This is a genomic window from Kitasatospora sp. NPDC001095, assembly GCF_053598615.1.
Window position 1 is genome coordinate 220,497 of the sequence record NZ_JBSFKQ010000004.1, and the last position, 23,664, is coordinate 244,160.

General features: G+C 73.2%; 23 protein-coding genes, 1 tRNA gene and 1 other RNA gene. 12 read left to right on the forward strand and 13 right to left on the reverse strand.

The genetic code is table 11. The features are described from left to right. Positions 1 to 223: 223 nt before the first annotated feature. From ACWDBB_RS06390 to ffs, 3 genes are all read right to left on the reverse strand, one after another. Entirely contained in the window at positions 224 to 562 is a 339-nt protein-coding gene (locus tag ACWDBB_RS06390; RefSeq protein ID WP_449788473.1) for a YbaB/EbfC family nucleoid-associated protein, read from the reverse strand. A gap of 122 nt (positions 563 to 684) precedes the next feature. Continuing rightward, positions 685 to 2,826 carry a DNA polymerase III subunit gamma and tau gene (locus tag ACWDBB_RS06395; protein WP_449788474.1) on the reverse strand — a complete coding sequence of 714 codons (2,142 nt, stop codon included), beginning with the start codon at positions 2,824 to 2,826 and terminating at the stop codon, positions 685 to 687. 66 nt (positions 2,827 to 2,892) lie between these two features. Then, an RNA gene (gene ffs, locus ACWDBB_RS06400) (signal recognition particle sRNA small type) lies at positions 2,893 to 2,989 on the reverse strand. Between the two features lie 108 nt (positions 2,990 to 3,097). On the opposite strand from ffs, the gene ACWDBB_RS06405 reads away from it, so the two are divergent. The 7 genes from ACWDBB_RS06405 to ACWDBB_RS06435 all read left to right on the forward strand — a co-directional run bounded on the left by ACWDBB_RS06405 (position 3,098) and on the right by ACWDBB_RS06435 (position 6,822). Further along, positions 3,098 to 3,182: transfer RNA gene (locus ACWDBB_RS06405), tRNA-Ser, on the forward strand. 90 nt (positions 3,183 to 3,272) lie between these two features. Next, positions 3,273 to 3,551, forward strand: coding sequence for a type II toxin-antitoxin system Phd/YefM family antitoxin (locus tag ACWDBB_RS06410; RefSeq protein WP_355201984.1), 279 nt, complete (start codon positions 3,273 to 3,275; stop codon positions 3,549 to 3,551). After that, positions 3,548 to 3,814, forward strand: coding sequence for a Txe/YoeB family addiction module toxin (locus ACWDBB_RS06415; protein WP_355201987.1), 267 nt, complete (start codon positions 3,548 to 3,550; stop codon positions 3,812 to 3,814). The genes ACWDBB_RS06410 and ACWDBB_RS06415 overlap by 4 nt, the downstream gene beginning before the upstream one ends. 322 nt (positions 3,815 to 4,136) lie before the next feature. Then, positions 4,137 to 4,400 (forward strand): VOC family protein, encoded by a 264-nt coding sequence (locus ACWDBB_RS06420; protein WP_449788475.1) that lies wholly within the window; start codon positions 4,137 to 4,139, stop codon positions 4,398 to 4,400. A gap of 26 nt (positions 4,401 to 4,426) precedes the next feature. Beyond that, on the forward strand, positions 4,427 to 4,846 hold the full coding sequence (locus ACWDBB_RS06425; protein WP_449788476.1) for an SRPBCC family protein: 420 nt from the start codon (positions 4,427 to 4,429) through the stop codon (positions 4,844 to 4,846). Positions 4,847 to 5,047: 201 nt separating this feature from the next. Further along, positions 5,048 to 6,253, forward strand: a complete 1,206-nt coding sequence (locus ACWDBB_RS06430; protein ID WP_449788477.1) for a hypothetical protein — start codon at positions 5,048 to 5,050, stop codon at positions 6,251 to 6,253. A gap of 143 nt (positions 6,254 to 6,396) precedes the next feature. Then, the gene (locus ACWDBB_RS06435) at positions 6,397 to 6,822 is read left to right on the forward strand and encodes a VOC family protein (protein WP_449788478.1); all 426 of its coding nucleotides are present in this window, start codon (positions 6,397 to 6,399) and stop codon (positions 6,820 to 6,822) included. Here the strand turns inward: ACWDBB_RS06435 and ACWDBB_RS06440 are convergent. Together ACWDBB_RS06440 and ACWDBB_RS06445 are read right to left on the reverse strand one after the other, a co-directional pair. After that, on the reverse strand, positions 6,819 to 7,622 hold the full coding sequence (locus ACWDBB_RS06440) for a helix-turn-helix domain-containing protein (protein ID WP_449788479.1): 804 nt from the start codon (positions 7,620 to 7,622) through the stop codon (positions 6,819 to 6,821). The two genes, ACWDBB_RS06435 and ACWDBB_RS06440, sit on opposite strands and share 4 nt — an antisense overlap. A gap of 95 nt (positions 7,623 to 7,717) precedes the next feature. Beyond that, positions 7,718 to 9,232: an MFS transporter gene (locus ACWDBB_RS06445; RefSeq protein ID WP_449788480.1), complete on the reverse strand. Its 1,515-nt coding sequence runs from the start codon at positions 9,230 to 9,232 to the stop codon at positions 7,718 to 7,720. A 266-nt stretch (positions 9,233 to 9,498) separates the two neighbouring features. Here ACWDBB_RS06445 and ACWDBB_RS06450 point away from each other — a divergent pair, with 266 nt between their 5' ends. Then, the gene (locus tag ACWDBB_RS06450; protein ID WP_449788481.1) at positions 9,499 to 10,263 is read left to right on the forward strand and encodes a TetR/AcrR family transcriptional regulator C-terminal domain-containing protein; all 765 of its coding nucleotides are present in this window, start codon (positions 9,499 to 9,501) and stop codon (positions 10,261 to 10,263) included. A 99-nt stretch (positions 10,264 to 10,362) separates the two neighbouring features. Here the strand turns inward: ACWDBB_RS06450 and ACWDBB_RS06455 are convergent, their stop codons facing one another. Beyond that, positions 10,363 to 11,136 carry an isocitrate lyase/PEP mutase family protein gene (locus ACWDBB_RS06455; RefSeq protein ID WP_449788482.1) on the reverse strand — a complete coding sequence of 258 codons (774 nt, stop codon included), beginning with the start codon at positions 11,134 to 11,136 and terminating at the stop codon, positions 10,363 to 10,365. Beyond that, entirely contained in the window at positions 11,133 to 12,506 is a 1,374-nt protein-coding gene (locus tag ACWDBB_RS06460) for a hypothetical protein (RefSeq protein WP_449788483.1), read from the reverse strand. The genes ACWDBB_RS06455 and ACWDBB_RS06460 overlap by 4 nt, the downstream gene beginning before the upstream one ends. Positions 12,507 to 12,735: 229 nt before the next feature. Between ACWDBB_RS06460 and ACWDBB_RS06465 the strand changes: the two genes are divergently transcribed. Next, positions 12,736 to 13,431 (forward strand): ArsR/SmtB family transcription factor, encoded by a 696-nt coding sequence (locus tag ACWDBB_RS06465; protein ID WP_449788484.1) that lies wholly within the window; start codon positions 12,736 to 12,738, stop codon positions 13,429 to 13,431. A gap of 72 nt (positions 13,432 to 13,503) precedes the next feature. Here the strand turns inward: ACWDBB_RS06465 and ACWDBB_RS06470 are convergent, their stop codons facing one another. The 3 genes from ACWDBB_RS06470 to ACWDBB_RS06480 all read right to left on the reverse strand — a co-directional run bounded on the left by ACWDBB_RS06470 (position 13,504) and on the right by ACWDBB_RS06480 (position 17,459). Beyond that, a complete protein-coding gene (locus ACWDBB_RS06470) occupies positions 13,504 to 14,013 on the reverse strand; it encodes a DinB family protein (protein WP_449788485.1) in 510 nt (169 codons plus the stop codon). 51 nt (positions 14,014 to 14,064) lie between these two features. Beyond that, positions 14,065 to 14,862 (reverse strand): VOC family protein, encoded by a 798-nt coding sequence (locus tag ACWDBB_RS06475; protein WP_449788486.1) that lies wholly within the window; start codon positions 14,860 to 14,862, stop codon positions 14,065 to 14,067. A 125-nt stretch (positions 14,863 to 14,987) separates the two neighbouring features. Continuing rightward, positions 14,988 to 17,459 (reverse strand): terpene synthase family protein, encoded by a 2,472-nt coding sequence (locus tag ACWDBB_RS06480; RefSeq protein ID WP_449788487.1) that lies wholly within the window; start codon positions 17,457 to 17,459, stop codon positions 14,988 to 14,990. Positions 17,460 to 17,876: 417 nt separating this feature from the next. Between ACWDBB_RS06480 and ACWDBB_RS06485 the strand changes: the two genes are divergently transcribed. After that, a complete protein-coding gene (locus ACWDBB_RS06485) occupies positions 17,877 to 18,527 on the forward strand; it encodes an HhH-GPD-type base excision DNA repair protein (protein ID WP_449788488.1) in 651 nt (216 codons plus the stop codon). A gap of 169 nt (positions 18,528 to 18,696) precedes the next feature. On the opposite strand, the gene ACWDBB_RS06490 is transcribed toward ACWDBB_RS06485, so the two are convergent. Then, positions 18,697 to 20,211 carry an MFS transporter gene (locus tag ACWDBB_RS06490; protein WP_449788489.1) on the reverse strand — a complete coding sequence of 505 codons (1,515 nt, stop codon included), beginning with the start codon at positions 20,209 to 20,211 and terminating at the stop codon, positions 18,697 to 18,699. 133 nt (positions 20,212 to 20,344) lie between these two features. On the opposite strand from ACWDBB_RS06490, the gene ACWDBB_RS06495 reads away from it, so the two are divergent. Beyond that, positions 20,345 to 21,388 (forward strand): helix-turn-helix transcriptional regulator, encoded by a 1,044-nt coding sequence (locus tag ACWDBB_RS06495; protein WP_449788490.1) that lies wholly within the window; start codon positions 20,345 to 20,347, stop codon positions 21,386 to 21,388. On the opposite strand, the gene ACWDBB_RS06500 is transcribed toward ACWDBB_RS06495, so the two are convergent. Beyond that, positions 21,385 to 22,269, reverse strand: coding sequence for a hypothetical protein (locus tag ACWDBB_RS06500; protein ID WP_449788491.1), 885 nt, complete (start codon positions 22,267 to 22,269; stop codon positions 21,385 to 21,387). The two genes, ACWDBB_RS06495 and ACWDBB_RS06500, sit on opposite strands and share 4 nt — an antisense overlap. A gap of 9 nt (positions 22,270 to 22,278) precedes the next feature. Next, positions 22,279 to 22,797 carry a YbhB/YbcL family Raf kinase inhibitor-like protein gene (locus ACWDBB_RS06505; protein WP_449788492.1) on the reverse strand — a complete coding sequence of 173 codons (519 nt, stop codon included), beginning with the start codon at positions 22,795 to 22,797 and terminating at the stop codon, positions 22,279 to 22,281. Positions 22,798 to 22,883: 86 nt separating this feature from the next. Between ACWDBB_RS06505 and ACWDBB_RS06510 the strand changes: the two genes are divergently transcribed. Beyond that, complete coding sequence (locus tag ACWDBB_RS06510; RefSeq protein WP_449788493.1) at positions 22,884 to 23,555, forward strand: rhomboid family intramembrane serine protease; 672 nt, start codon at positions 22,884 to 22,886, stop codon at positions 23,553 to 23,555. The last annotated feature ends 109 nt before the right edge of the window (positions 23,556 to 23,664 follow it).

Here is a 23,664-nt window from a genome sequence, read left to right on the forward strand (position 1 = left end):
TCCCTCGGATGGTCGGTGGTGCCGGTCGTCCGGCGGTACCGGTTGGTCGGTGGTGCCGGTTGGTCGGCGCACCGGCTCGTCGATGGCACCGGATGGCCGGTGGTGCTCCGGTGCCATCATCCAACGAATCGGGCGTCGGACACAGCGCCCGACGCCCGACTCCCACATAAATCACATGGGTCTGTCGTCTGAACTTCAGACCTTCTGGAACTCGAAGCCGAGGTTAGAACGGCAGACCGGGGATGCCGCCGCCCAGGCCCTGGGTCAGCGGGCCCATGCGCTCGGCCTGCATCTTCTGCGCGGTCTGGCTGGCGTCCCGTACGGCCGCCAGGACCAGGTCGGCCAAGGTCTCGGTGTCCTCCGGGTCCACGGCCGCCGGGGCGATGGTCAGCGCCACCAGCTCACCGGCGCCGGTCACCGTCGCCTCGACCAGGCCGCCGCCCGCCGTACCGTTCACCTTCGTCTCGGCCAGCTCCTGCTGGGCCTTCGCGAGATCCTGCTGCATCTTCTGCGCCTGCTTCAGCAGCTGCTGCATGTTGGGCTGGCCACCACCGGGGAACACGGCTGTCTCCTTGCTGTCACGGCTGTCTTGCGGTGCTTCGTGCGTCACCGCCGAGCCTACGTGCTGCCCGCTGCTCCGGGCCCCGGAAAGGGGCCCGGTTCAGGGTCCGCTCAGGGCTCCGCTCAGGAGCCCTGGTGGTGGATCTCCTCCAGCACCGTCGCCCCCAGCTCGCGGATGATCAGCTCCTGGCCGGAGAACACGTCCTCCTTGAGGTCCGGGTCGTCCGCCTCCGGGATGTCGTCCTCCGGGGCCACCGACTGCACCGGACGGGCCGGCGCCGCGGGCGGCGGGGCCTGCACCGGCGCGGGCTGCGCGGGCTGCACCTGGACGGGCGCCGGCGCGGCCTGGACCGGCGGAGCCTGCACGGGCGTCGGCGCGGGGGCGGGCATCGACGGCGCGGCGGCCGCCGGACGGGCCGGGGCTCCCCAGCCACCGCCACTCTGGGCGCCGCCACCCGGCGCACCGCCACCCGGGCCTCCGGCGCCGCCGGACGGGTCCACGATGCACTCGATCCGCCAGTCCACGCCCAGCGCGTCGGCCAGCGCGGAACGCAGCACGTCGTCGCTGTTGCTGCCGACGAAGCTGTCCCGGGCGCCGGCGTTGATGAAGGACACCTGGAGCACGCTGCCGTCGAACCCGGCCACCTGGCCGTTCTGGCTGAGCAGGATCCAGGTGAAGCGCCGGCGGTTCTTCACCGCCTCCAGGATCTGCGGCCACAGCTGCCGCACCTGCGCGGCCCCCTGCTGCGCGGAGGCCGAAGGCTTCCCACCCGGAGCCGCCGGGGCGGGGGCCGGAGCGGGCACGGGAGCGGGAGCCGGCGCCTGGGCCGGGGCGGCCTGCGGCTGCGCCACGGGCGGCGCCGCGGGGGCACCGCCGACGGGGGCACCGCCGGCGGGTGGGAAGCTACGCGGGATCGGCCAGGCACCCGGCGCCGGCCCGGCGGGCGCGGCGGGCTGCGGAGCCGGTGCGGGCTGCGGAGCGGGTACGGGCTGTGCGGCCGGCATCGGGGCGGGAGCCGCCAGAGCCTCGGCCACCGGCGCGGCCGCCATCGGAGCCGCCGTCGGCATGCCCACCGGAGCCGCCAGCGGCGCGGCGAACCCGCCCGCCGCGGCCCGCCGCTCCAGCTTGTCCAGCCGCGCCTGCAGCGACAGCTCGTCGCTGTACGCGCCCGGCAGCATCACCCGGGCGCAGATCAGCTCCAGCTGCAGCCGGGGCGCCGCGTTGCCGCGCATCTCGGTCAGCCCGGTGTTGACGAGGTCGGCGGCCCGGCTCAGCTCGGCCGCGCCGAACGCGTCCGCCTGCGCCTGCATCACCGCGACGCGGTCGGCCGGGGCGTCGATCAGCCCCTTCTCCCCGGCGTCCGGCACGGTGGCCAGGATCACCAGGTCGCGCAGCCGCTCCAGCAGGTCGGTGACGAAGCGGCGCGGGTCGTGCCCGCCCTCGACCACCCGGTCGATCACCTGGAACACCGTCGCCCCGTCGTGCGCGGCGAAGGCGTCCACCACCTCGTCCAGCAGCGCGGAGTCGGTGTACCCGAGCAGCGCCGTGGCCATCTGGTACGTGACGCCGCTCTCCGCAGCCCCGGCCAGCAGCTGGTCCATGACCGACATCGAGTCGCGCACCGACCCGGCGCCCGCCCGCACCACCAGCGGGAACACGGAGTCCTCGACCTGGATCCCCTCCCGGCCGCACACCTCCGCCAGGTAGTCGCGCAGCGTGCCGGGCGGAACCAGCCGGAACGGGTAGTGGTGCGTCCGGGACCGGATCGTCCCGATCACCTTCTCCGGCTCGGTGGTCGCGAAGATGAACTTGAGGTGCTCCGGCGGCTCCTCGACCACCTTCAGCAGCGCGTTGAAACCGGCCGAGGTCACCATGTGCGCCTCGTCCAGGATGAAGATCTTGTACCGGCTGTGCACCGGCGCGAAGAACGCCCGCTCGCGCAGCTCGCGCGCGTCGTCCACACCACCGTGCGAGGCGGCGTCGATCTCGATCACGTCGATCGACCCTGGCCCGCCGGTCGCGAGGTCCCGGCAGGACTGGCACTCCCCGCAGGGCGTCGGCGTCGGCCCCTGCTCACAGTTGAGGCAACGGGCCAGGATGCGCGCGCTCGTCGTCTTGCCACAGCCGCGCGGCCCGCTGAACAGGTACGCGTGGTTGACCCTGTTGTTGCGCAGGGCCTGCTGGAGCGGGGCGGTCACGTGCTCCTGCCCGATGACCTCCGCGAAGGTCTCGGGGCGGTAGCGGCGGTACAGGGCTAGGGACACACCACCGACGATATCGGGACGGGCCGACAAACGCGTCGCCCCTCACCCCCCACCGGGCTCCGGGAACGCAAAGACCCCCCGTGCACCCGCCAGAGCCCTCCTACCCTTGCTGCCTTCCGGCCCTGGGGGGGTTCAGAGAGATGACGCCACACGAGGGGCTGACCCCCACACTACCGGATCCGCGGCCCGACGATCCACAGGCCACCCCCACCCTCCCGCCTGCGGGATAGGTGGTCGCGAGCACCCCGAAACATGTACTAAGCTCTCCCTCGGAGGATTCGCCTAGAGGCCTAGGGCGCACGCTTGGAAAGCGTGTTGGGGGCAACCCCTCACGAGTTCGAATCTCGTATCCTCCGCCTTGATCGAAGGCCCGGACCGCTCAGCGGCCCGGGCCTTCGTCGTTTACTCTCTGGCCCGCTCAATCGATGTACGTTATTCTGTACAACATGAAGACGATGAGTGCCACCGAGCTCCGCGGCAATCTCGCCGCCGCGCTCGATGCCGTCGAGAGCGACGCCGAAGAGCTCGTCATCACACGCGCCGGCCACGAGCCGCTGGTCGTCGTCTCGCTGGCCGAGTACGCCTCGCTCCGCGAGACCGACTACCTGCTGCGCTCCCCGGCCAACGCCGACCACCTCCGCCGCTCCCTGCAGGAGTACCGGGAGGGCCGTGCGGTGGCCCGCGAACTGATCGACCCCGAAGACCTCACCGAGCAGAGCGCGTGAAGGTCCAGTTCACCGAGCGCGGCTGGAGCGACTACCTGTCCTGGCAGGCCGACGATCGCCGCCTTCTCAAGCGCATCAACCTGCTGATCGACGACATCCGCCGAAACGGCAACGAGGGCATCGGCAAACCCGAACCCTTGCGGCACGAGCTCGCCGGGGCCTGGTCCCGCCGGATCGATCAGGAACACCGCCTGGTCTACATCCTTGACGAGCAGGCCGACACCCTGTGCGTCATCGCATGCCGTTACCACTACGGCAAGTAGGGCCTGAGACGACCAGAGAGACACACGCCCCGGTCTCAGTTCTGGTCTCATTCACCCCCGTCCAACCGGGTTCGGCCGCCGCCCAGCGGTTCGCTCCGCCACTGGTCAGGACGGGTGTGAACCCCGACGAACAGCGTTCGGGAGAATTGGAAAGGTGTTGGGGGCAACCCCTCACGAGTTCGAATCTCGTGTTCTCCGCCTTCACGGAGGCCCGGACCGCATCACGCGGCCCGGGCCTTCGTCGTTCCGTGGTCCCGATTTTTGCTCGGACCCGCTGCAACCCGTCATCCGACTGTCAGCCGATCCTCGTCCCGTTCGCCGGGTGCCAGCAGGCGGCGCAGGGCGGTCGGGGTGTGGCCGAGGTGGCGGCCGTGTCGAGGGCTACCGGACGCCGGGGTGGCCCGAGGGGAGCACCCGCCTGCACCTCGACTTCACCGTCCCCGACCTGGACCGCGCGGTCGAGGAACTGCTCGCCCTCGGAACCTCCCGGCCCGCCTTCCAGCCGGGCGAGGGTCAGTGGGTCGTCCTCACCGACCCCCAGGGCGGCCCCTTCTGCCTGATCCCCGCCACGACCGCCACCAACTGACCGTCCGAGACGAACGGAGAATCCCCGTGGCAACCATCCACCGAGCCGTCCCGATCGACGCCACCCCCGAAGAGGTCTGGGCAGCGATCCGCGACTGGGGTGAGGTCCACCGCAGACTCGCCCCCGGCTTCGTCACCGACACCCGCGTCGAAGGCGACGTCCGAGTGGTGACCTTCGAGGACGGCACGGTGGTGCGCGAGCTCATCGTCTCGCTGGGCGACGACGCCCGGCGCATCGCCTACGCGGTGGGGGGCGGCTCCCTGAACGTCCTCCACCACCACGCCTCCACGCAGGTGTTCGCCGAAGCCGGCGGCCGCAGCCGCTTCGTCCGGATCACCGACGTGCAGCCGCACGGCCTGGCGGAGCCCATCGCCGCGATGGTCGACCAGGGAGTCCGGACGATCCGGAAGACGCTGGAGGCCACTGCCGCCCCCGCTTCCCGATGACTTCCGGGTCCTGCGCCGGGCCGGGGGCGGGAACGTGCGCGGTAGGGAGCCGACGGAGCAGGCGGTCGAGGTGCTGGCGTTCGGCCGAGCGGCAGCGGCTTCGGGCGCCGCCCCGGCCGCCTCGGGGTGTTGCGGACATGCTCAGAGCGCCCCTAGCGTGAGTGGCCCCGTTGATCCATTCACACGGAGAGGCAAGCCTTGATGATCCGTCACATCAGAACCGCGGCACGAACGGTGTTGGCAACCGGCCTGCTCGTCACCGGCGCGCTCGCCGGGGCGCCTCCGGCGGCGGCCGCCACGGCGCCGACGGCCCTGACCGCGTCCGACTACACCCTCACCGCGGACTACCACCGGTTCGACACGCTCAACTCGGCCCTCGTCACGACGTTGGGCACCTCCGCCGTGCACACGGTGATGGAGAACGCGAACCACACCCGGCAGGCGCTCCCCTCGTCCTTCTCCGTCGCCGGCCTGTCCACCGGTTTCCGGTTCGACGACGGCGACAACTCCGACTGCCAGAGCGTCCCGCAGGGCATCACGACGAGCCGGGACGCCGTGGGGACGGCGAACAGCGGCAACTACGACGGCCACCAGCTCGTGCTGGTGAGCTGGTACACCAAGGACGGCTGCGACGGCGCCCAGCAGCGCAGCCGGATCACCCTGGCCGACTGGGACGCCACCTACCCCAACACCTACCGCAAGATCCTCCTCGTGGAGCCGACCGGCACCGCGGCAGCGCCGGACTTCAAGGACATCCCGATCCACGCCGGCGGCGTCTCCTGGTACGGCGACTACCTCTACGTCGCCGACACCGGGCGCGGGATGCGCGTCTTCGACATGCGCAAGATCCTGAACACCGACACCGGTGGCACCGCCGACCAGATCGGCCGCCAGTCCGGCACCACCTACTACGCCCACAACTACGCCTACGTGCTGCCCCAGGTCGGCACGATCACCGCGCAGACCACCGCCGCCGACAAGCTGGTGTGGTCCTCGGTCTCCCTCGACCGGGTCAGCAAGTCGATCGTGATGACGGAGTACACCTGCCAGTCGGGCTGCACCGACTACCCCAACCGCCCGCCGAGGGCCGTCCGCTTCCCGTTCGCGACCGGGGCGACGACGTTCGCCGCGACGACGACCGCCAGCCAGGCCCTCCAGCTGCCCTGGTACAGGCTCAACGGGGTGGCCTCCCACAACGGCCGGTGGTGGTTCAACTCCTCGGGACAGAAGCAGCTCTACTACTGGACCCCGACCGCGGGCCCCTCGACCTTCGCCTGGGTGAGCGGCGGCGAGAGCCTCTCCTACTGGGAGGACGCCACCAACCCCGACCTGCTGTGGTCGCTGCAGGAGACCACGGGCGGACGCAACGTCTTCGCCGTGACCCAGAGCACCTACGGCGGCGGCTGAGCCCCGGGCCCGTGACGTGGCCCGTCAGGCCCGGAACGGCGGAGACCGCCCGCCCGACCTCCCGTGCGCCCGGGGCTGCGGGCGGCGGTGGGTGTCCGATTCGTTCAAGACCGGGTGGGCGGCAGGTGCCTAGCGTGGCGGGCATGGACAGCACACGTGTAGCGCGGTTCGCCTTCGTCGGGTTGGCCGTTTCGGATGTGGCCGCGTCGGTTGCCTTCTACCGGCGGTTGGGGGTGGGGTTTCCCGAGGGGGCGGAGGGGGAGCCGCACGTCGAGGGCGAGTTGCCGGGCGGGCCGCTGCTGGTGCTCGATGCCGAGGCCACCATTCGGTCGTTCCATCCCGGTTGGCGGCCGCCGAGCGGCGGCACCCGGACGGCGCTGGCGTTCCACTGCGGGAGCCCTGCGGGGGTGGACGCGTTGTACGGGGAGTTGACCGGCGCCGGGTACCACGGGGAGCTGGCGCCGTGGGACGCCTTCTGGGGACAGCGGTACGCCGTGGTGCACGATCCGGACGGCAACGGGGTGGATCTGCTCGCGCCCCTGCGGGCGAGCCAGGGCGACACCCCCTAGGAGCGCAGCAGCGCGGTCACCGGCAGGCCCGCCAACTGCCGTACGTCGCGGGCCAGGTGGGCCTGGTCCGCGTAGCCGGTGCGGGCCGCCGTGTCGGCCAGCGGGACGCCGCCGCGGGCGAGGGCCAGGGCGCGCTGCATGCGCAGGATCCGGGCGAGGGTCTTGGGACCGTAGCCGAAGGCGGCCAGCGAGCGGCGGTGGAGTTGGCGTGCTCCGAGGCCGACCGTCTCGGCCGTCGCGGCGACGGAGCGTCCGGCGGCGAGCGAGGCGGCCACGGCGCGGACCAGTGGGTCCTCGGGCCGGGCCTCGGCCGCCAGCCGCAGGGCCAGGGCCTCCAGTGCGGCGGCCGGATCGGGAGCGGCGTCGATGCGTTCGGTGAGACGCCGGACCGCGGAGGACGGCCACAGGTCGGCCAACTCGACGCGGCGGTCTAGGAGTTCGTGGGCCGGGACGCCGAGCAGCGCGGGGGCGGCGCCGGGGCGGAAGCGTACGCCCGCCCACGGGCCGCGCAGTGCGGGGTCGGGGTGGAAGGCGTGGCTGTCCGGTCCGGCGACCAGCAGCCGGCCCTCCGTCCACAGCAGGTCCATGCAGCCGTCGGGCAGGACGGGCAGGGCGGGCGCCGCACGGACGGGCAGGGCGGGCGCCGCACGGGCAGGCAGGGCGGGCGCCGCACGGGCAGGCAGGGTGGCTGTAGGAACGGGCACCCGGGCCGCGCCCGTACGCCCGACGGCGCGCTTCGTCCACACGACCGCGCCGGGCAGCCGGGACGCGCGCTCCTGGTACGCCGAGGACGAGTGCATGGCGTGAGGCTACGCGCCGCGGGCCGGGGACGCGCGCACGCCGATGGCCCCGGCCGCGGTGGGGCGGCCGGGGCCATCGGCCCGGAGGGGGGAGGTCAGCCGACCGGCGAGGACGCGGGCTCCGCCGGCCCCTCGACCCCCGCGTCGGGGCCCTTCCGCCCGTCGCGCATCAGCACCAGGGTGAGTGCCGCGGCCGCGACGACCGCGAGACCGCCCACCGTGAAGGTGGTGGAGGTGGCGGTGTTGAACGCCTCCCGGGCGGCCGCGACCAGCCCGCCGTCCCCGGTGGAGCCGGCCGCCGCGAGCGCACCGGTGATGTCGTGGCGGGCGGCCTCGGGGGCGGCGGCGGGCATCGCGCCGGTGTAGGTGCTGGAGAGCACGGTGCCGAGGATGGCCACGCCGAGCGCCGCGCCGGACTGCTGGATGGTGTCGTTGAGCGCGGAGCCGACGCCGGCGTGCTCGCTGGGGATGGCGCCCATCAGCGCGTTGGCGGCGGCCGGCATGCCGAGGCCGGAGCCGATGCCGAGCACCAGCATGGCCACGGCGACCTTGGTGAAGCCGTCGCCGACCGAGAGGGTGGCCAGCAGCCCGAAGCCGCCCGCGATGATCAGCATGCCGATCGAGGTGAGCACCCGCGCCGGGACCTTCTTGCCGAGCACCGCGCCCAGCGCGTTGAACACCAGCGAGGCGATGGCCAGCGGGATGAAGGCGAGGCCGGTGTCGGTGGGCGAGAACTCCAGCACGAACTGGAGGTACTGGGTGAGGACCAGCATCAGTCCGCCGGTGGCGAAGGTCAGCAGGACGAGCGAGAAGCTGGCGCCGGTGAAGACCCGGTTGCGGAACAGCTTCAGCGGCACCATCGGCGAGTCGGTGCGGACCTGCCGGACGGCGAAGCCGACCAGCGCGGCCACGGCGAGGAGGAGCGCGCCGAGGGTGCTCGGGCTGGTGAAGCCGTCCCGGGGCACCACGATGATCGACCAGACCAGGGCCGCCATGCCGACCATCGACAGCACCATGCCCAGCAGGTCGGGACGGCGCCACGGCCCCTTGGACTCCGGCATCAGCAGCACCGCGGCGAGGATGGCGACCGCCGCGATCGGCACGTTGAGCAGGAAGACCGCGCCCCACCAGAAGTGCGCGATCAGCGCGCCGCCCAGCACCGGACCGCCGACCAGGCCGATCATGGCCACCGCGGTCCAGGCGGCGATCGCCTTCGGGCGCTCCTCGTCGTCGAAGACGGTGATCAGGATGGAGAGCGTGCTCGGCATGACCAGCGCACCGCCGACGCCCATCAGGACGCGCCCGGCGATCAGCTCACCGGGGCTTCCGGCGTACGCCGCGACCAGTGAGGCCGCACCGAACAGCACGAGGCCGACGATCATCACCTTCCTGCGTCCGAAGCGGTCGGAGAGGCTGCCCGAGGTGAGCAGCAGGCCGGCGAAGACCAGGATGTACGAGTCGATGATCCACTGGATGTCCTGCGCCCCGGCCTTGAGGTCCTCCGCGATCGGCGGGATGGACACCGTGAGCACCATGTTGTCGATCACCAGCACCAGGCTGCTCAGGCAGAGCACGACCAGGATGAGCCAGCGCTGTGGATGACGTTCCACGGCGTTTCCCCCTTTGGACTGCGGATGAACTCCGGATCGGGCGCGGGCCGTCGGCCGCGCGGAAGTCGGCGCGGGCACACCGACCTCCGTCCCCTGGGGTACGGTGTGCGCCGCTCCGAACACTGTACGGACACCGCACACTGTTCGCAATGGCGTACACCGTTCGACCTCCGCACACCGTTCGCATCGCCGTACACTGTTCGCAGCAGCCGCTGCGGGCTGCGCCGGACCGGACCGGGTCCGGACGACTGGTGAGGAGGGCCCACATGGCGGCCAAATCAGAGGACGGTACGACCCCGGGCATCCCCCTGCCGTGGAACCGGCCCCAGCGACGGAGGGAGCAGCCCGCCCTCAGCCGCGAGCAGATCGTCGCCGAGGCCTTCGCGCTGCTGGACTCCGACGGCATCGAGGCGCTGAGCATGCGCAAGCTCGCCGCCCGACTGAACGCCGGCGCGACCTCGCTCTACACCCACGTCGCCAACAAGGACGAGCTGCTCGCCCTGGTCGTCGACCAGGTCTTCGGCACCCTCCCGCAGCCCCGGACCGAGGGCTCCGAGGACCCGAAGGTCTGGCGCGCGACGGTCATGGAGTGCGCCGAGAGCATGCGCGCGGCCATCATGCGCCACCCGTGGATGGTCTCGGTGATCGGCGACGTCGGGATGATCTACCTCGGCCCCAACTGGATGCGGCTCTCCGACGCCCTGCTGGCCGTGCTGGAGACGGCCGGCTTCGAGGTCGGCCAGGCGAACGACGCGATGAGCGCGGTCATGGGCTACACCATCGGGACCGCCGCCGTGGAGGCCTCCTGGGTGAACGCGCTGGCCCGCAGCGGCCAGGACGAGCAGGAGTGGATGAACCAGCTGCTGCCCGCCGTCATCGAGGCCACCAAGGACTTCCCCCGGCTGCACCGGCTGTACACCACCGAGGTTCCGGACGAGGTCGCCGCGGGCCGGGACAGCAGCTTCGCCCGCGGCGTCAACGTCATCCTGGACGGGGTCGAGGCGGCTCTGGCCGCCAGCCGCCAGGCCTGAGGGCGCCGGCCCCCGGGTGGGCTCGACTCCCCTCGGGGGACTCGGCTCCCCTCGGGGGATCAACTCCCCCATGGGCAGGCGCCTTTGCCCTAGGGGTGCTCAACTCCCGCTGAGCGCCTGCACCTCCGCGTACCCCGGCACCGAACCGACCGGCTCGCCCGCCGCGACGGCCGCCGCCGTGGCCACCGCCGCCGCCAGTGCCGCGCGGTACAGCAGCGAGCCGAGGCTGACCCGGGCCACCCCGAGCGCGGCCAGCTCGGCGAGGCCCGGGCCGGCCGGCGTCCAGAGGATATTGAGCGGGACGGCGAGCGCGCCGACCAGTCGGCCGATGGCCGCCGGATCGGACAGTCCGGGGACGAACACGCCGTCCGCGCCCGCCTGCTGGTAGACCTCCAGGCGCCGGAGCGCCTCCGTCTCGGGGGCATCCTGCCCGCACCAGTAGGTGTCGGTGCGGGCATTGACGAACAGCTCCGGCACGGCCGCCTTCACCGCCGCGATCTTCGCGGCATGACGGGCGGACGGGGTCAGCGAGCCGTCCGCCCGACCGTCCTCCAGGTTGATGCCGACCGCCCCGGCCGCCTCCAACTCCACTGCGAGCTCGGCGACTTCGTCCGGGTCGTCACTGAAACCGGCCTCCACGTCGACGCTGAGCAGGAAGTCGGCGCACCCGAGCCGGCGCGCCAGCCGTACGGTCTCCTCGCGGGTGGCGGCGGCGCCGTCGGGCAAGCCCGCGACGGCCGCCACGCCCAGGCTGGTGGTGCCGATCGCGGGGTGGCCCTGGGCGGCGAGGGCGAGAGCCGAGGCGTGGTCCCAGGCGTTGGGGAGCAGCAGCGGGCGGCCGGGGCGGTGGTGCAGGGCGGCGAAGGGGGTCATCGGGTCGTCTCCGTCGGGTCGTTCGTACGGTCTCCGGCGACACCGGCCGGGTCGGCGGTTGTGCCCACCGGGTCGGCGGTCGCGCAGGACGTGCTCCCGACCGATTCCGCGTAGTAGTACCCCGCCTCGGCGACGTGCCCGACGAGCTCCCGGAAGCTCCAGCCCGTCCCCGGCGAGTCGTCCAGCCGTTCGTCCGGCAGCGCGGCGATCCGCTGCGACCAGATCGCGGCCAGCCGGATCAGTCGGCTGCGGGCCTCGTCCAGGTCGGCGATGGTGAACGGGGCGAGGTCGGCGGGGGTGGTGGCGCCGGAGGCGTGCCAGTGGTCGGGCTCGGTCGGCCGGCCCGCCAGTCGGGCCTCCAACTCGGCCAGGTGGTCCAGGAGATGGTCGGCGATGCGGCGAACCGCCTTGTGCGGGGCGTAGGTCCGCCCGTCGGCGTTGACGATCGGGCGACCGTCCCAGGCCGTCCAGCCCGCCGCCAGCGCGAGCACGTGGTCGACCATCGCCGGTACCAGCGCGGCGAGTTCACCCTTTCCGAGGTCCCGCACGGACGGCGGCGCAGCAGCGGACGCATCGGTGTCCGCCGGATCGGAGGCGCCGTACAGGATGCCCTCGGCGATGACCAGGGCCTGCGAGCGGCCCGGGCAACTCCTGGGCGGTGCACCGAAGGTGAGCGCGACACCCTCGGGCGCGCCGGACTGGGCGGCCTGGATGTCGAGCAGGACGAGCGTCCCGGCCGGTACCACGACCTCGCCGAGCGCGGTCGCCCGGACGGCGAGCCGACGCATCGTCCGGATCGGCGGGTCCGCGCGCAGCACGCCGGCCAGACCGTCCTCGTGCCCACGGGCGCCCTCGACCAGGGCGGCGGTGGCGTCGCAGGCCTGGACGAGCAGGCCGATCCGGTTCGCGGCGGTCTCCTCGTCCCCGTCCCCCATCGCGGGCAGCAGCCGGGTGACCGCCGCGTCCTCCGCCGGGGAGTGCGGGCCGTCGGCGAAGTACGCCCGGGAGACGGTCGCGACGTCCCGCGCCACCGCCTCCGGGTCGGCCAGGCCGAGCTCCGCCGCGAGCACCCGGACCACCCGCAGCCGGACGTCGGGCTCGAAGCCGGCGGCCGCGGCCACCCGCAGCCGGTCCGGGTCAAGGCGCTCCAGGTCGGCCAGCACCAGCGCCCGGCGCCGGTCGTGCGGCGCACCCGAGCTGAACCGGGCGACGGTGGAGCGCAGCCAGGCCACCGTGCCGGGGGCGGCGCCGGGCGCCGCGGGTTCGGCGGGCGGCGGGACCAGCGCAGGGTCGGCCAGCGCCGCCGTGACGTCGTCGTAGCGGGAGAAGGTCATGGTCGCGGGGCCGGCGACCGCCGTGGTTTCGCTCATGCCGCCATCGTGGCCGCGGGTCGTTTCGGCGCCGGCCGAACCGTGCCGGGGCGATCCTGGAGGCATGTCCCCGGCTCCGCTCCCCCACGCGGCCCCGCCCCGGCGACCGCCCCGGCCCCCGCACGCGGCCGCGCCGGAACCTCCGCACCCGGCCGCGCCAGACCTTCCGCACCCGGCCCCACCCGCGCTCAGTCCCTCGAACACGCCCCCGTGCCCCGACCATGGAGGCATGACGCTAGCCGCCTTCGCCGCCCTGCTCGCCGACCCCACCCGCGCCGCCATCTGCACCGCGCTGCTCGACGGCCGCGCCTGGACCGCCGGCGAGCTGGCCCGGCACGCGCGCGTCGCGCCGTCCACGGCCAGCGAGCACCTGTCCCGGCTGATCGCGGGCGGGCTGCTGGCCGAGGAACGGCAGGGCAGGCACCGGTACGTCCGGCTGGCCACGCCCGCGGTGGCCACGCTGATCGAGGACCTCACCGTCTTCGCCGAGTCCGGCCCCGGCCGCACGACCGCACCCCGGACCCTCGGCGAGGCCACCCGACTGAGCGCCGAGGCCCGCGCCCGCACCTGCTACGACCACCTGGCCGGCCGCCTCGGCGTCGCCGTGTCGGACGCGCTGCTCGCTCGCGGCCTGGTCACCGAGGAGGGCGGGCTGGCCGTCACCGAGCGCGGCCGGGACTGGCTGGCCGCGCAGGCGATCGAGTTGCCGCCGCGCTCGGGCCGTCCGGGCGGGCGCCCGGTGGTGCGCGGCTGCCTGGACTGGACGGAGCGCCGCCCGCACCTGGGCGGGGCGCTGGGCGCGGCGCTCTGCCGGGCCGCGTTGGACCGTGCCTGGGTGGAGCGGATCGGCTCCGGCCGGGCGCTTCGGGTCACTCCGGACGGCGGTCGGGCGCTGCGCGAGCTCCTCGGCGTCGAGTTGCCCTGAAGCGTCGAGCCGCCTGGTGGCGGGGGGCGTCCACCCGCCCCCAGCAGCGCCACCCGACCGGCCCGGTCCCGCTCAGCCCATCGTCTTCGCCCCGTCCAGCGACTCCCGGATGATGTCCGCGTGCCCGGCGTGCTGCGAGGTCTCGGCGATCAGGTGCAGCACCACCCGCCGGGCCGACCAGGCCGTCCCCGGCGGGAACCAGGGCGCGGCCGGCAGCTCATGGGCGAGGCCGAGGTCGGGCAGGGTCCGGATCAGCTCGTCCGTCTCGTGCGCCACCCGCTCGTACTCGGTGAGCAGTCCGGCAAGCGTGTCGCCCTCCGCCATCCGGAACTGGGCCGCCCAGGCCTCCGCTTCGCCGGGGCCGTGCTCGCCCTCCCTGCCCCGCATCGCCTCCGCGCCGCCGGTGATGAACCGCGCCCAGCGCGCCTCGACCGCCGCCACGTGCTTGATCAGTCCGCCGAGGCTCAGGTCGCTGACCGTGGTGCGTTCGGCCGCCTGCGCGTCGGTGAGGTCCCGGACGGTGCGCCGCAGCAGGCCGCGGTGCTTGTCCAGCGTCTCGACGAGTTCCTCGCGCTCATCCATCAGCAACTCCCCTCGGTCGTCCCGTCGTTCAGCACGCCGATCCGCCGCCCGTCAGGCCTTCACCGTCTTCGGCTGATCGCCGACCGTCCGTCCGAGGTCGATCAGCCCGAAGGCCGCGCCCTGCTGGTCGCCGACCGCCGCGAACCGGCCGAACGGGCTGTCCATCGGCCCGAAGTGCACCTTGCCTCCGCGCTCCGTCAGCCGTCCGATCGCGGCGTCGGTGTCGTCCACCGCGAAGTAGATGCTGACGTACGAGGGCGCCTCGGGCGGCAGGAAGTCGCCCTCCGCGCCCATCCGGCCCAGCACCGGCCGATCCCCGACCTGGAACAGCCGGTAGTCGAAGTCCCCGCCCTCCATCTTCCGCACGCCGTACGGGAACACGGCCGGGAAGAAGGCGTCCGCCTTCGCGGGCTCACGGGTCACCAGCTCGGCCCAGCTGTAGGCGCCGGGCTCGCCCTGCTTCTCGAAGCCCTCGTGCCGCCCGGCCTGCCAGACCCCGAACACCACGCCGGCCGGGTCCTTGGCGAGCACCATCGTGCCGAAGTCGCCGACCTGCAGCGGCCCCATGGCCACCTCCCCGCCGTTGGCGCGGATCCGCGCCGCGGTGGCTCCGGCGTCCGGCGAGGCCAGGTACAGGCACCAGGTGGACTTGGCCGCCGCGCCGGGCATCGGTGGCACGATCGCGGCGACTGCCTTGCCGCCCGAGTACGCCTGGGTGTAGTTGCCGAACTCCGACGAACTCTCGCCGAAGGTCCAGCCCAGTACGTGGCCGTAGAAGGCCTTCGCGCCCTCCAGGTCGGTGAACATCGCGTCGGCCCAGCAGGGTGTGCCCTCAGGTAGCGCAGCCATCTTTCTGCCCTCGTGTGTGGCGAAGTGCGCGCGCCGGGAGGGCGCGTGCCACCCCCGGTTCGCCAGCCTAGCCACGACGCGGCGCACCCGCACGGGATGGCCCGCGCGGGTACGCCCCCGCAACGTCAGCCGCCGGCCGACAGGCGCAGTGAGGCCGTCCCCAGGCCGGTCGGGCCGAGCGGTACCGGGGGCATCGCCGCGACCGTGGGCACCGAGGGCGCCACCAGCCCCGCCGGCCCCGCCGGACCCGCCGGACCCGTAGGCGCCTCGGCGGCCGCCGCCGTGGCCGCCCGCCGGGCCCCCGAGGCCTCCGCCAGGTCCCGTCCCGCGCCGAAGTGCCGCTCCAGGTCGGCCGTCCCGTACCGCCGGCAGCCCTCGTGCCAACCCAGGATGCCCGCGAGCCAGTTCTGCAGTTCGCCCACGTATCCGTCGAGCAGTTCCCGGGCCGCCTGCTCCAGCCCGAAGTCCGCGTACATGACCGGGAGTTCCTTCTGCGCGACGTGCTGGAACTGGTCCAGCCGCGAGTGCATCAGGTCGTCGACGATCCGGACCGCCGCTTCGTAGTCGCAGTTGAAGAAGTTCTGCACCACCAGGACGGTGTTGTGCAGCTCGCCCTCGTACTCGACCTCCTTCTGGTACGAGAAGAGGTCGTTCATCATGCACGCGTAGTCCATCGCGGAGCTCTCCAGCGCGCGCATCGAGCCGTGGTCGTACACCTCCGGCGGCACGGACTCCCCGTGGCCGAGGCGGGAGAGGCTCGTGGTGAGCTCGGAGCCGAAGGTGGAGCGGCGCATCTCCAGGTAGTCCACCGGGTCCGGGATCCGGTTCTGGATCTGGTTGGCCAGCTCCCAGATCCAGCTGTCCAGCATCGCCTCGACCGCCGTCCGGAACCGGCCCCTGGCCTCGACGGTCATCGGGCCGGCGGTGCGCTCCCAGATGTCGGCGAGGCCGCGCTCCAGCGCGTTGGCGGGCTCCGGTGCGGGAGTGCCGTCCACTGGCATGAACAGCGACAGCCGCGCGTTGGCGGCCTTGGCGCCGCCCAGGTCACGGGTGTGCCCGAAGGCCCGGGGGTAGTAGTCGTCGGCCCAGGTGCCCCAGGCCAACCAGGCCGAGGCGATGTCGAGTTGGTCGGCCGTGGCGTCCGGGTGGATGCCGGCCGCGCAGAGCGGGAGGTCGTAGTCGCGCATCGACGCGGCGTCCCAGATGCCGGACGCGGGGGCGCCCGGCTCCGCCGAGAGCAGTCCCATCCGCTCCGCCCACTCGACCACGCGCTCCCGGGCGCCGTCCAGGTGGGGGCTCAGCCGGAGCTCGTACGGCAACCTGAACTCGGGCAGCCTGGAGGGCCCGACCGCCCGGTACGGCACGTGGCCGTACGACCGCGCCCGCCGTCCCTCCGGGCCCGCCGCGCCCCTGGCCGCCGCCGTCGCGCGCTTCCCCACCGAGGCCGCCGGGCCTGCCGGGCCTGCCGGAGCCGTCATGGCGGTGCTGCGCAGGATGTCCAGCGCCGAGGTGCCGATGCCCCCGATCGCGTACTGGTCCCACCAGTTGCCGCCCCCGGCCCCGCCCGATCCGGGCGCCACCTCACCGCCCGAACCACCGGCCGCCCCACCACCGTTCATGTACCGGCTGGAGCGCAGGTGCCACTCGTGCCCGCCGGACTGCCAGTCCTGGAGGCCCTTGACGTACGCCATCACCCGGGCGCGGCCCGCCGGGTCGAGCCCGGTCTCCGCGAACAGCACCGGCAGTTCGGTGAACACGGTGTTCTCGAACTGCTGGAGCCGTGAGGTGAGCAGGTCGTTGACCGCCTCGGCGGCCTCCTGGGTGGAGCACTCCAGGAACCGCTCCAGCACCAGGACGCCGTTGCTCAGCTCGCCCTCGTCCTCCACTTCCCGCTGGTACGAGAAGATGTCGTTGCGCAGGTGCACGCCGTCGGAGAAGGCGTCCATCAGCACCCGCAGCGCCCGCGAGCCCGACACCTCCTGCGGCACCTCGGCGTCGGCCGCGTACTCGACCAGCTGCGCTGACCAGGGCGCACCGCCGACCTTGCGGCGCATCTCGATGTACTCCACCGGGTTCGCCACCCGGCCCTCGCCGATGTTGGCGAGCTCCCACAGCGACTCGTCGAGCAGGTTCCGGGTGCTCGCGGCGAACCGGGTCCGCCAGTCCTCGCCCATCGCCGGCACGGTGCGCCGCCACAGGTCGGCCAGCCCCGCCTCGACCGGGTTCTCCGGCTCGGGCAGCTCGGCGCCCGGGTCGGCGGGCATGAACAGCGGCAGCCGGTCGAGGTGGGCCTTGCCCGCGTCGCGGTCGTTGGTGCGCTTGAACATGTCGAGGAAGTAGTCGTCGAAGAAGAAGACCCACACGTACCAGTCGGTGACCAGCGAAAGCGCCTCGGCCGACGCGTCGGGGTGGGTGTACGCGCAGAGCAGGCCGTAGTCGTGGGCGTCCAGGTCGGCCTGGTCCCAGATTCCTGATCCCTCCAGCATCCCCATCTTCCGGGCCCAGGCGGTGGAGTGGGCCCGTGCCTCGTCCAGATGGGGGTTGAGGCGTGCCGGGTGCGGCACGTAGAAGGAGGGCAGTTCGAACGGCTGGGTCACGGCGGGCGGGCCTTTCTGGATGCTTCGGATGGACCAAGAATGACTTGCCGTCAGGTCACCGCACCGGCACAACAAAAATAGTCATATGAAATGACTCACCGCCCCTCCCAAAATCCACCCACCCGGCCGAGCGCCCTCCCCGCCCCCGCACACCCCGACAACCGCCCCCACGCGCAAGACCCGTAGGGGCGGCCCCGGTTCAGGACGCGAGGCCGAGGGCGAGGGAGGCCGCGGCGGGCGCCATTCCGCGCCACTCCACCGTTGTCCTCGACAACCGCTCCGCCAACGAACAATGCAGATCCGGCAAGGCCTTGAAGAGACAAGATCCCCGGTGACGGGCGTGTTGACTGCGTACGGCAACGCCGCTTCCACCAGACTGGGCGCCGACCCGACGTCAACTCCGAGGAGGGCAAGCCCATGAACGTCACCGTTCGGCTCGCACAGCAGCCCGAGGCCGACGAACTGCTCGGACGCAGCGCGCTCGCCGCGCTCGTCGGCATGCTGCTGGACCAGCAGGTCCCGATGGAGTGGGCGTTCACCGGCCCGCTGACCATCGCCCAGCGCCTCGGCCACGACGACCTGGACGCCCACGAGATCGCCACCTACAACCCGGAGGAGTTCGTCGCGCTCCTCTCCGCGAAGCCCGCGGTCCACCGCTACCCGGCCGCGATGGCCAAGCGGGTGCAGCAGCTCTGCCAGTTCCTCGTCGCGCAGTACGACGGCGACGCCGCCGCGCTCTGGAAGAACGTCCGCACCGGCAAGGAGCTGCTCAGCCGCCTCAACGCCCTGCCCGGCTTCGGCAAGCAGAAGTCGCAGATCTTCCTGGCCCTGCTCGGCAAGCAGTACGGGGTACGGCCGGAGGGCTGGCGCGAGGCGGCCGGGGTGTACGGCGAGGAGGGCGCGCACCGCTCGGTGGCCGACATCACCGGGCCCGAATCGCTGGTCCTGGTACGGGAGTTCAAGCAGGAGATGAAACGCGTGGCGAAGGAGGCCAAGGCCGCCGCCAAGCCGCGCACCACCACCCGCACATCCGTCGCCTCCGCCGCCGCCCCGACCGGTGCGCGCTGATCACCGACCGACCGACCCGACTGGTCAGACCGATCGGACCGACCCGACTGGCCGGACCGACCCACCCGACCGCCCGCCCCGCCGGCCGTACGCCGACCGGGCCCTCCCAGAGCGCGACGCGGGCCCCGGCCGCGCCGCGCGACCGGGGCCCGCGCACGGGAGCACTCCGTCAGAGCAGGACCGGCTCCTGCTCCTCCGCGGTGGAACCGGCCGAGCCGTCGGCACCGACCGATCCGGCCGCCGCCCCGGCAGAACCGGCCGCCTTGCGTCGCCGCGGCAGCGCGAACATCAGCAGGAACACGGCGAGCAGCACCCCGGCGACCCACCACATCGCGTGCACGAAGGCCCCGCCGAACGCCGTCCCGAGCGCCTCCGGCGCGACGACGTCGTCCATCGCCCCGAAGAAGGCCACCGAGACCAGGCCGAGCCCGAGCGCGTTGCCCACCTGCTGCACCGTGTTGATCAGCCCGGACGCCGAACCGGCGTGTTCGCGCGGCACCTCCGCCAGCACCGCGTCGGTGATCGGCGCGACGATCAGCCCCATCCCGAGGCCCATCACCACCAGCGGCAGCGCCATCTGCCAGGCCGTGATCGCCGTCCCGTACCGGTCCGCCTCCCAGATGTAGACGAGCACGCCCGCCGCCATCACCAGCGCACCGGTCTGCAGCACCTTCCGCCCGAACCGCGGCACCAGCTTCTGCACCGACAGCCCGGCCGCCGTGGAGACCGCGATCGAGAACGGGATGCCGGTCGCACCGGCCTTGAGCGGGCTCCAGCCCAGCCCCACCTGCATGTAGAGGGTCCAGACCAGGAAGTAGATGCCGAGCGCCACGCCGAAGGCCAGCTGCACGCAGATCCCGGCCGCGAAGGACTTCACCCGGAACAGCGCCAGCTCCACCAGCGGCGAGCCGTCCCGCCGCGTCTTGACCCGCTCGTACGCCACGAACAGCGCGAACACCGGCAGGCTGCCGGCCATCGACAGGTAGCCCCACAGCGGCCAGTCGGCCTCCCGGCCGTGCGTCAGCGGGTAGATCAGCATCAGCAGGCCGAGGCTGGCCAGCGCCACGCCCACCAGGTCCAGCTTCAGCGCCTGGTCGGCCTTCGACTCGTCGATGAAGCGGCGGCCGAGCAGCAGCCCGGCGATGCCGACCGGCAGGTTGATCAGGAAGATCGGGCGCCAGGCCAGGCCGAACAGGTCCCACTCGGTGAGCAGCGCGCCGATCAGCGGGCCGGAGACCGCGCCCAGGCCGACCACGGCGCCGAACAGGCCGAACACCTTGCCGCGCTCCTCCGCCGGGAAGGTCGCGTGGATGATCGACAGCACCTGCGGCACCATCAGCGCCGCCGTTCCGCCCTGGAGCAGTCGGGTCGCGACCAGCATCTCCGGGCCGGAGGCCAGCCCGCACAGCGCCGAGGCCAGCGTGAAGCCGCCGATCCCGATCAGGAACACCCGCTTGCGGCCGTGGATGTCGCCCAGCCGGCCGCCGGTGATCAGGCCGATCGCGAAGGCCAGCGCGTAGCCGCCGGTGACCCACTGGATGGCGCTGAAGGAGGCGCCGGTGTCCTGCTGGATGCTCGGGATCGCGATGTTGACGATGGTCACGTCCACCAGGTCCATGAAGGAGGCGACCATCACGATCGTCAGCGCGATCCACCTCCTCCGGTCCGCTGCCGCGGTGCTCATTCGGTTGTCCTCTTTCTTACGCACGTCCGGGACGCTCTTCTCCACGCCCATGACAGTACGGGGCATGTAGGTCAGAACCTGTCCCAGTTGGCAGCCGCCCGCCGCCGCCCGCCGGGACGGCATGCTGGACGGCATGACCGACACCCCTGCCCGGCTGCTGAGCCTCCTGTCCCTGCTCCAGACGCCGCGCGAGTGGCCCGGCAGCGAGCTCGCCGAACGTCTCGGCGTCAGCCCCCGCACCATCCGGCGCGACATCGACCGGCTGCGCGAGCTCGGCTACCCGGTGCGGGCCAGCATGGGCGCGGACGGCGGCTACCGGCTGGTCGCGGGCACGGCGATGCCCCCGCTGCTGCTGGACGACGAGGAGGCGGTGGCCATCGCGGTCGGGCTCCGCGCGGCAGCCGGGCACGCCGTGGTCGGCATCGAGGAGGCCTCGGTACGGGCACTCGGCAAGCTGCTCCAGGTGCTGCCGGGCCGGCTGCGGCACCGGGTCGGGACGCTCAACTCCGCGACCGTGCCGCTGCTCACCGGGGACGGCCCGACCGTCGACCCGGAGGACCTCACCGTGCTCGCCCGCGCCGTCACCGCCCGGGAACGGCTGCGCTTCGGCTACCGGGCGTACGACGGCGCCGAGACCAAGCGGCAGGTCGAGCCCGAGCGGCTGGTCTCGGTCGGCCGCCGCTGGTACCTGGTCGGCTACGACCTGGACCGCTCGGACTGGCGGCTCTTCCGGGTCGACCGGGTGAGCGGCCCGGCCACCACCGGCGTGCGCTTCACCCCGCGCCCGCTCCCCGCCGAGGACGCCGCCGCGTACGTGGCGGGCAAGCTGCGCCGCCCGTCACCGAGCGGCACCGTGGTCGCCACCGTGCACGCCCCCGCCGAGCGGGTCGGCCACAGCCTGCGGCCGGGCGACGCGGAGGTCGAGCCGATCGACGCGCACAGCTGCCGGCTCCGCTCCCGCTCGGACTCGCTGGAGTGGACGGCGATGCGGCTGCTGTCGCTGGACTGCGCCTTCGAGGTGCACGAGCCGCCGGCGCTGCGCGAGCACCTGCGCCGACTCGCCGCCCGCGCCCAGCACGCGGCGGGTCCGGAGGATCGGTCCCGCGCCCAGCACGCGGCGGGCCCGGAGGACCGGTCCCGCGCCCAGCACGCGGCGGGGGATCAGGCCCAGGTCTAGGCCCCGACCCGGTACCAGCCGTTGCCGGAGCGGAACCAGAGCGCCCCGTCCCGGCCGTACGCGCGCTCCCGGTCGAGCTCCCCGAGGCCGCCCACCCGCTCGCGGCGCACCTCCCGCCAGCCCTTCCGGCTCTCCCGCTCGCAGCGCAGCAGCTCGCCGCCTGGCTGGAGGAACACGGCGCGGTCCCCGGCGATCGCGAAGCCGACCGGTTGCCGGGCCGGCAGTCGCATGACGACGGGCTTGCCCTCGGCGGGGTCGATACCGGTGAGGTGGCTGCGCTCCCCGTACCAGGCCAGCCAGGTCCGCCGTCCCTCGGTGGCGGCGGCGAGGCCCTCCAGCGGTTCGTCGCCCAGCTCCCTGAAGTCCGGCCGCCAGACGATCCGCCCGGCGGTGTCCAGCCCGAGCAGACCGCACTGGGCCAGCGGGTTGTCGCCGTAGTTGCCCTCGTCCCCGAAGGCCAGCCAGATCCGGCCGTCCCGGTCGGTGGTCAACGCCTGGACGTCATCGCCGAGTTGCAGCTCCCGGGCCGGGCTGCCGTCCGGCCCGAACACCAGGCCGTTGCGCTCCCAGCCGTCCGTCGACTCCTCGGCCCGGCACCCGGCCAGCAGCACCCGCCCGCCCGGCAGCAGCGCCAGGAGGTCGGGCGGGACCCCGACCCCCGCCAGCGGCACCCGCCACTCGCCCTGCGGGCCGCGCACCACCACCTCGCCGTCGAACGGCAGCCGGGCGTACGGCCACGATCCGGCCGGCGCCGCGTACTGCTCCGGCACCACCAGGACGGCCAGTTCCCCGCCCGGCTCGACCGTCCAGGTCAGGGCCCGGCGGCCGGCCCGGACGTCCTCCTCGGGCAGCCGCCAGACCTCGACCGGACGATCGGACACGGCCAAGGCTCAGACCCCGTACTCGGCGGTCAGCAGCGCCCGGCCCAGGGTGTGGAAGGTGAGGTTGAAGCCCACCTGGGCCGGCGGGGTGTCGGCGGTGACGTCCAGCTTCTCGACGTCCAGCGCGTGCACCGCGAAGACGTAGCGGTGCGGGGCGCCGGGCGGCGGGGCGGCGCCGTCGTACCGGTTGGACGGGAAGTCGTTGCGGCCGTGGAAGGAGGCCCCGCCGGGCAGGTCGGCGTCCGAGGACCCGGCGCCGCGCGGCAGCTCGGTGGTGTCGGCGGGCAGGCCGAGGGCGAGCCAGTGCCACCAGCCGGAGCCGGTCGGCGCGTCCGGGTCGTAGCAGGTGACCGCGATACTCCGGGTGCCCTCCGGCAGGCCCGACCAGGACAGCTGCGGCGAGAGGTTGCCGCCGGCGTGGATGAACTCCTGCCCCAACGTGCCCCCTTCGGTGATGTCCTGGCTGCTCAGCCGGAACGACGGCACCTTCGGCAGGAACTCGTACGGCAGCGGCGGGCGATTGCTCATGGGGTGTGCCACCTCTCACGGTCGGAATGACAGAGGTCACTGTAATGGGGTGCACGCGCGCTCCCGGCGCCCCTAGAGTCGGTGGCATGGCCGCCAAATTCGCCCAGTTGTTCGCAGACTCCCGCCGCGCGCTGTTCACGATGCTCGGCGTCCAGGCCGTCATCTGGTCGGTGCAGGTGGCCAACTGGCTGGACGACTACGGGCTGTCGCGGGAGTTCGGCCTCCGCTCGGAGCAGGTCGGCGACCTGCCGGAGATGTTCACCTCGCCGTTCCTGCACTTCAGTTGGAGCCACATCGAGGCCAACTCCTGGCCGCTGTTCGTGCTCGGCTTCCTGTCCGCCTACCGGGGCATGCGGAAGTTCCTGCTGGCCAGCCTGGTGATCGCGGTGTCCGGCGGCCTGCTGGTCTGGCTGCTGGAGAGCCCGAACACCGTGACGGCCGGCGCGAGCGGCATGGTCTACGGCTACCTGGGCTACGTGGTGCTGCGCGGCGTCCTGGACCGCAACGTGCTGGACGCGGTGGTCGGCACCGTCGTCGCGGTGGTCTACTCGACCATCCTGATCGGGGTGCTGCCGGTCACCCCCGGCGTCAGCTGGCTGGGCCACCTCGGCGGGCTGATCGGCGGACTGGCCGCCGCCGTCCTGCTCCGCAACCAGCCGGCCGCGAAGCGGGCCCCGCAGTCGGCCGCGAAGCAGGCGAGCACCCCGGACAGCCCGGGAACCGCCCTGCTCAAGCAGCTGGACGAGCTCGGCCTGTAGCCGGCGCCTCGGCCGCCCCGCGGCCGGCGTCACAGTCGGCCGCGGCCCCCGCAACCCACCTGGGCCATCAGGTATAGACCAATCCCGACCCCTGCGGATAGCGTGGACG

Excerpts from the sequence above, each read along its gene's own strand:
- ACWDBB_RS06410 (WP_355201984.1), top strand. The coding sequence starts at position 3,273 with ATGAAGACGATGAGTGCCACCGAGCTCCGCGGCAATCTCGCCGCCGCG.
- ACWDBB_RS06430 (WP_449788477.1), top strand. The coding sequence starts at position 5,048 with ATGATCCGTCACATCAGAACCGCGGCACGAACGGTGTTGGCAACCGGC.
- ACWDBB_RS06435 (WP_449788478.1), top strand. The coding sequence starts at position 6,397 with ATGGACAGCACACGTGTAGCGCGGTTCGCCTTCGTCGGGTTGGCCGTT.
- ACWDBB_RS06440 (WP_449788479.1), bottom strand. The coding sequence starts at position 7,622 with ATGCACTCGTCCTCGGCGTACCAGGAGCGCGCGTCCCGGCTGCCCGGC.
- ACWDBB_RS06450 (WP_449788481.1), top strand. The coding sequence starts at position 9,499 with ATGGCGGCCAAATCAGAGGACGGTACGACCCCGGGCATCCCCCTGCCG.
- ACWDBB_RS06455 (WP_449788482.1), bottom strand. The coding sequence starts at position 11,136 with ATGACCCCCTTCGCCGCCCTGCACCACCGCCCCGGCCGCCCGCTGCTG.
- ACWDBB_RS06460 (WP_449788483.1), bottom strand. The coding sequence starts at position 12,506 with ATGAGCGAAACCACGGCGGTCGCCGGCCCCGCGACCATGACCTTCTCC.
- ACWDBB_RS06465 (WP_449788484.1), top strand. The coding sequence starts at position 12,736 with ATGACGCTAGCCGCCTTCGCCGCCCTGCTCGCCGACCCCACCCGCGCC.
- ACWDBB_RS06470 (WP_449788485.1), bottom strand. The coding sequence starts at position 14,013 with ATGGATGAGCGCGAGGAACTCGTCGAGACGCTGGACAAGCACCGCGGC.
- ACWDBB_RS06475 (WP_449788486.1), bottom strand. The coding sequence starts at position 14,862 with ATGGCTGCGCTACCTGAGGGCACACCCTGCTGGGCCGACGCGATGTTC.
- ACWDBB_RS06485 (WP_449788488.1), top strand. The coding sequence starts at position 17,877 with ATGAACGTCACCGTTCGGCTCGCACAGCAGCCCGAGGCCGACGAACTG.
- ACWDBB_RS06490 (WP_449788489.1), bottom strand. The coding sequence starts at position 20,211 with ATGAGCACCGCGGCAGCGGACCGGAGGAGGTGGATCGCGCTGACGATC.
- ACWDBB_RS06495 (WP_449788490.1), top strand. The coding sequence starts at position 20,345 with ATGACCGACACCCCTGCCCGGCTGCTGAGCCTCCTGTCCCTGCTCCAG.
- ACWDBB_RS06505 (WP_449788492.1), bottom strand. The coding sequence starts at position 22,797 with ATGAGCAATCGCCCGCCGCTGCCGTACGAGTTCCTGCCGAAGGTGCCG.
- ACWDBB_RS06510 (WP_449788493.1), top strand. The coding sequence starts at position 22,884 with ATGGCCGCCAAATTCGCCCAGTTGTTCGCAGACTCCCGCCGCGCGCTG.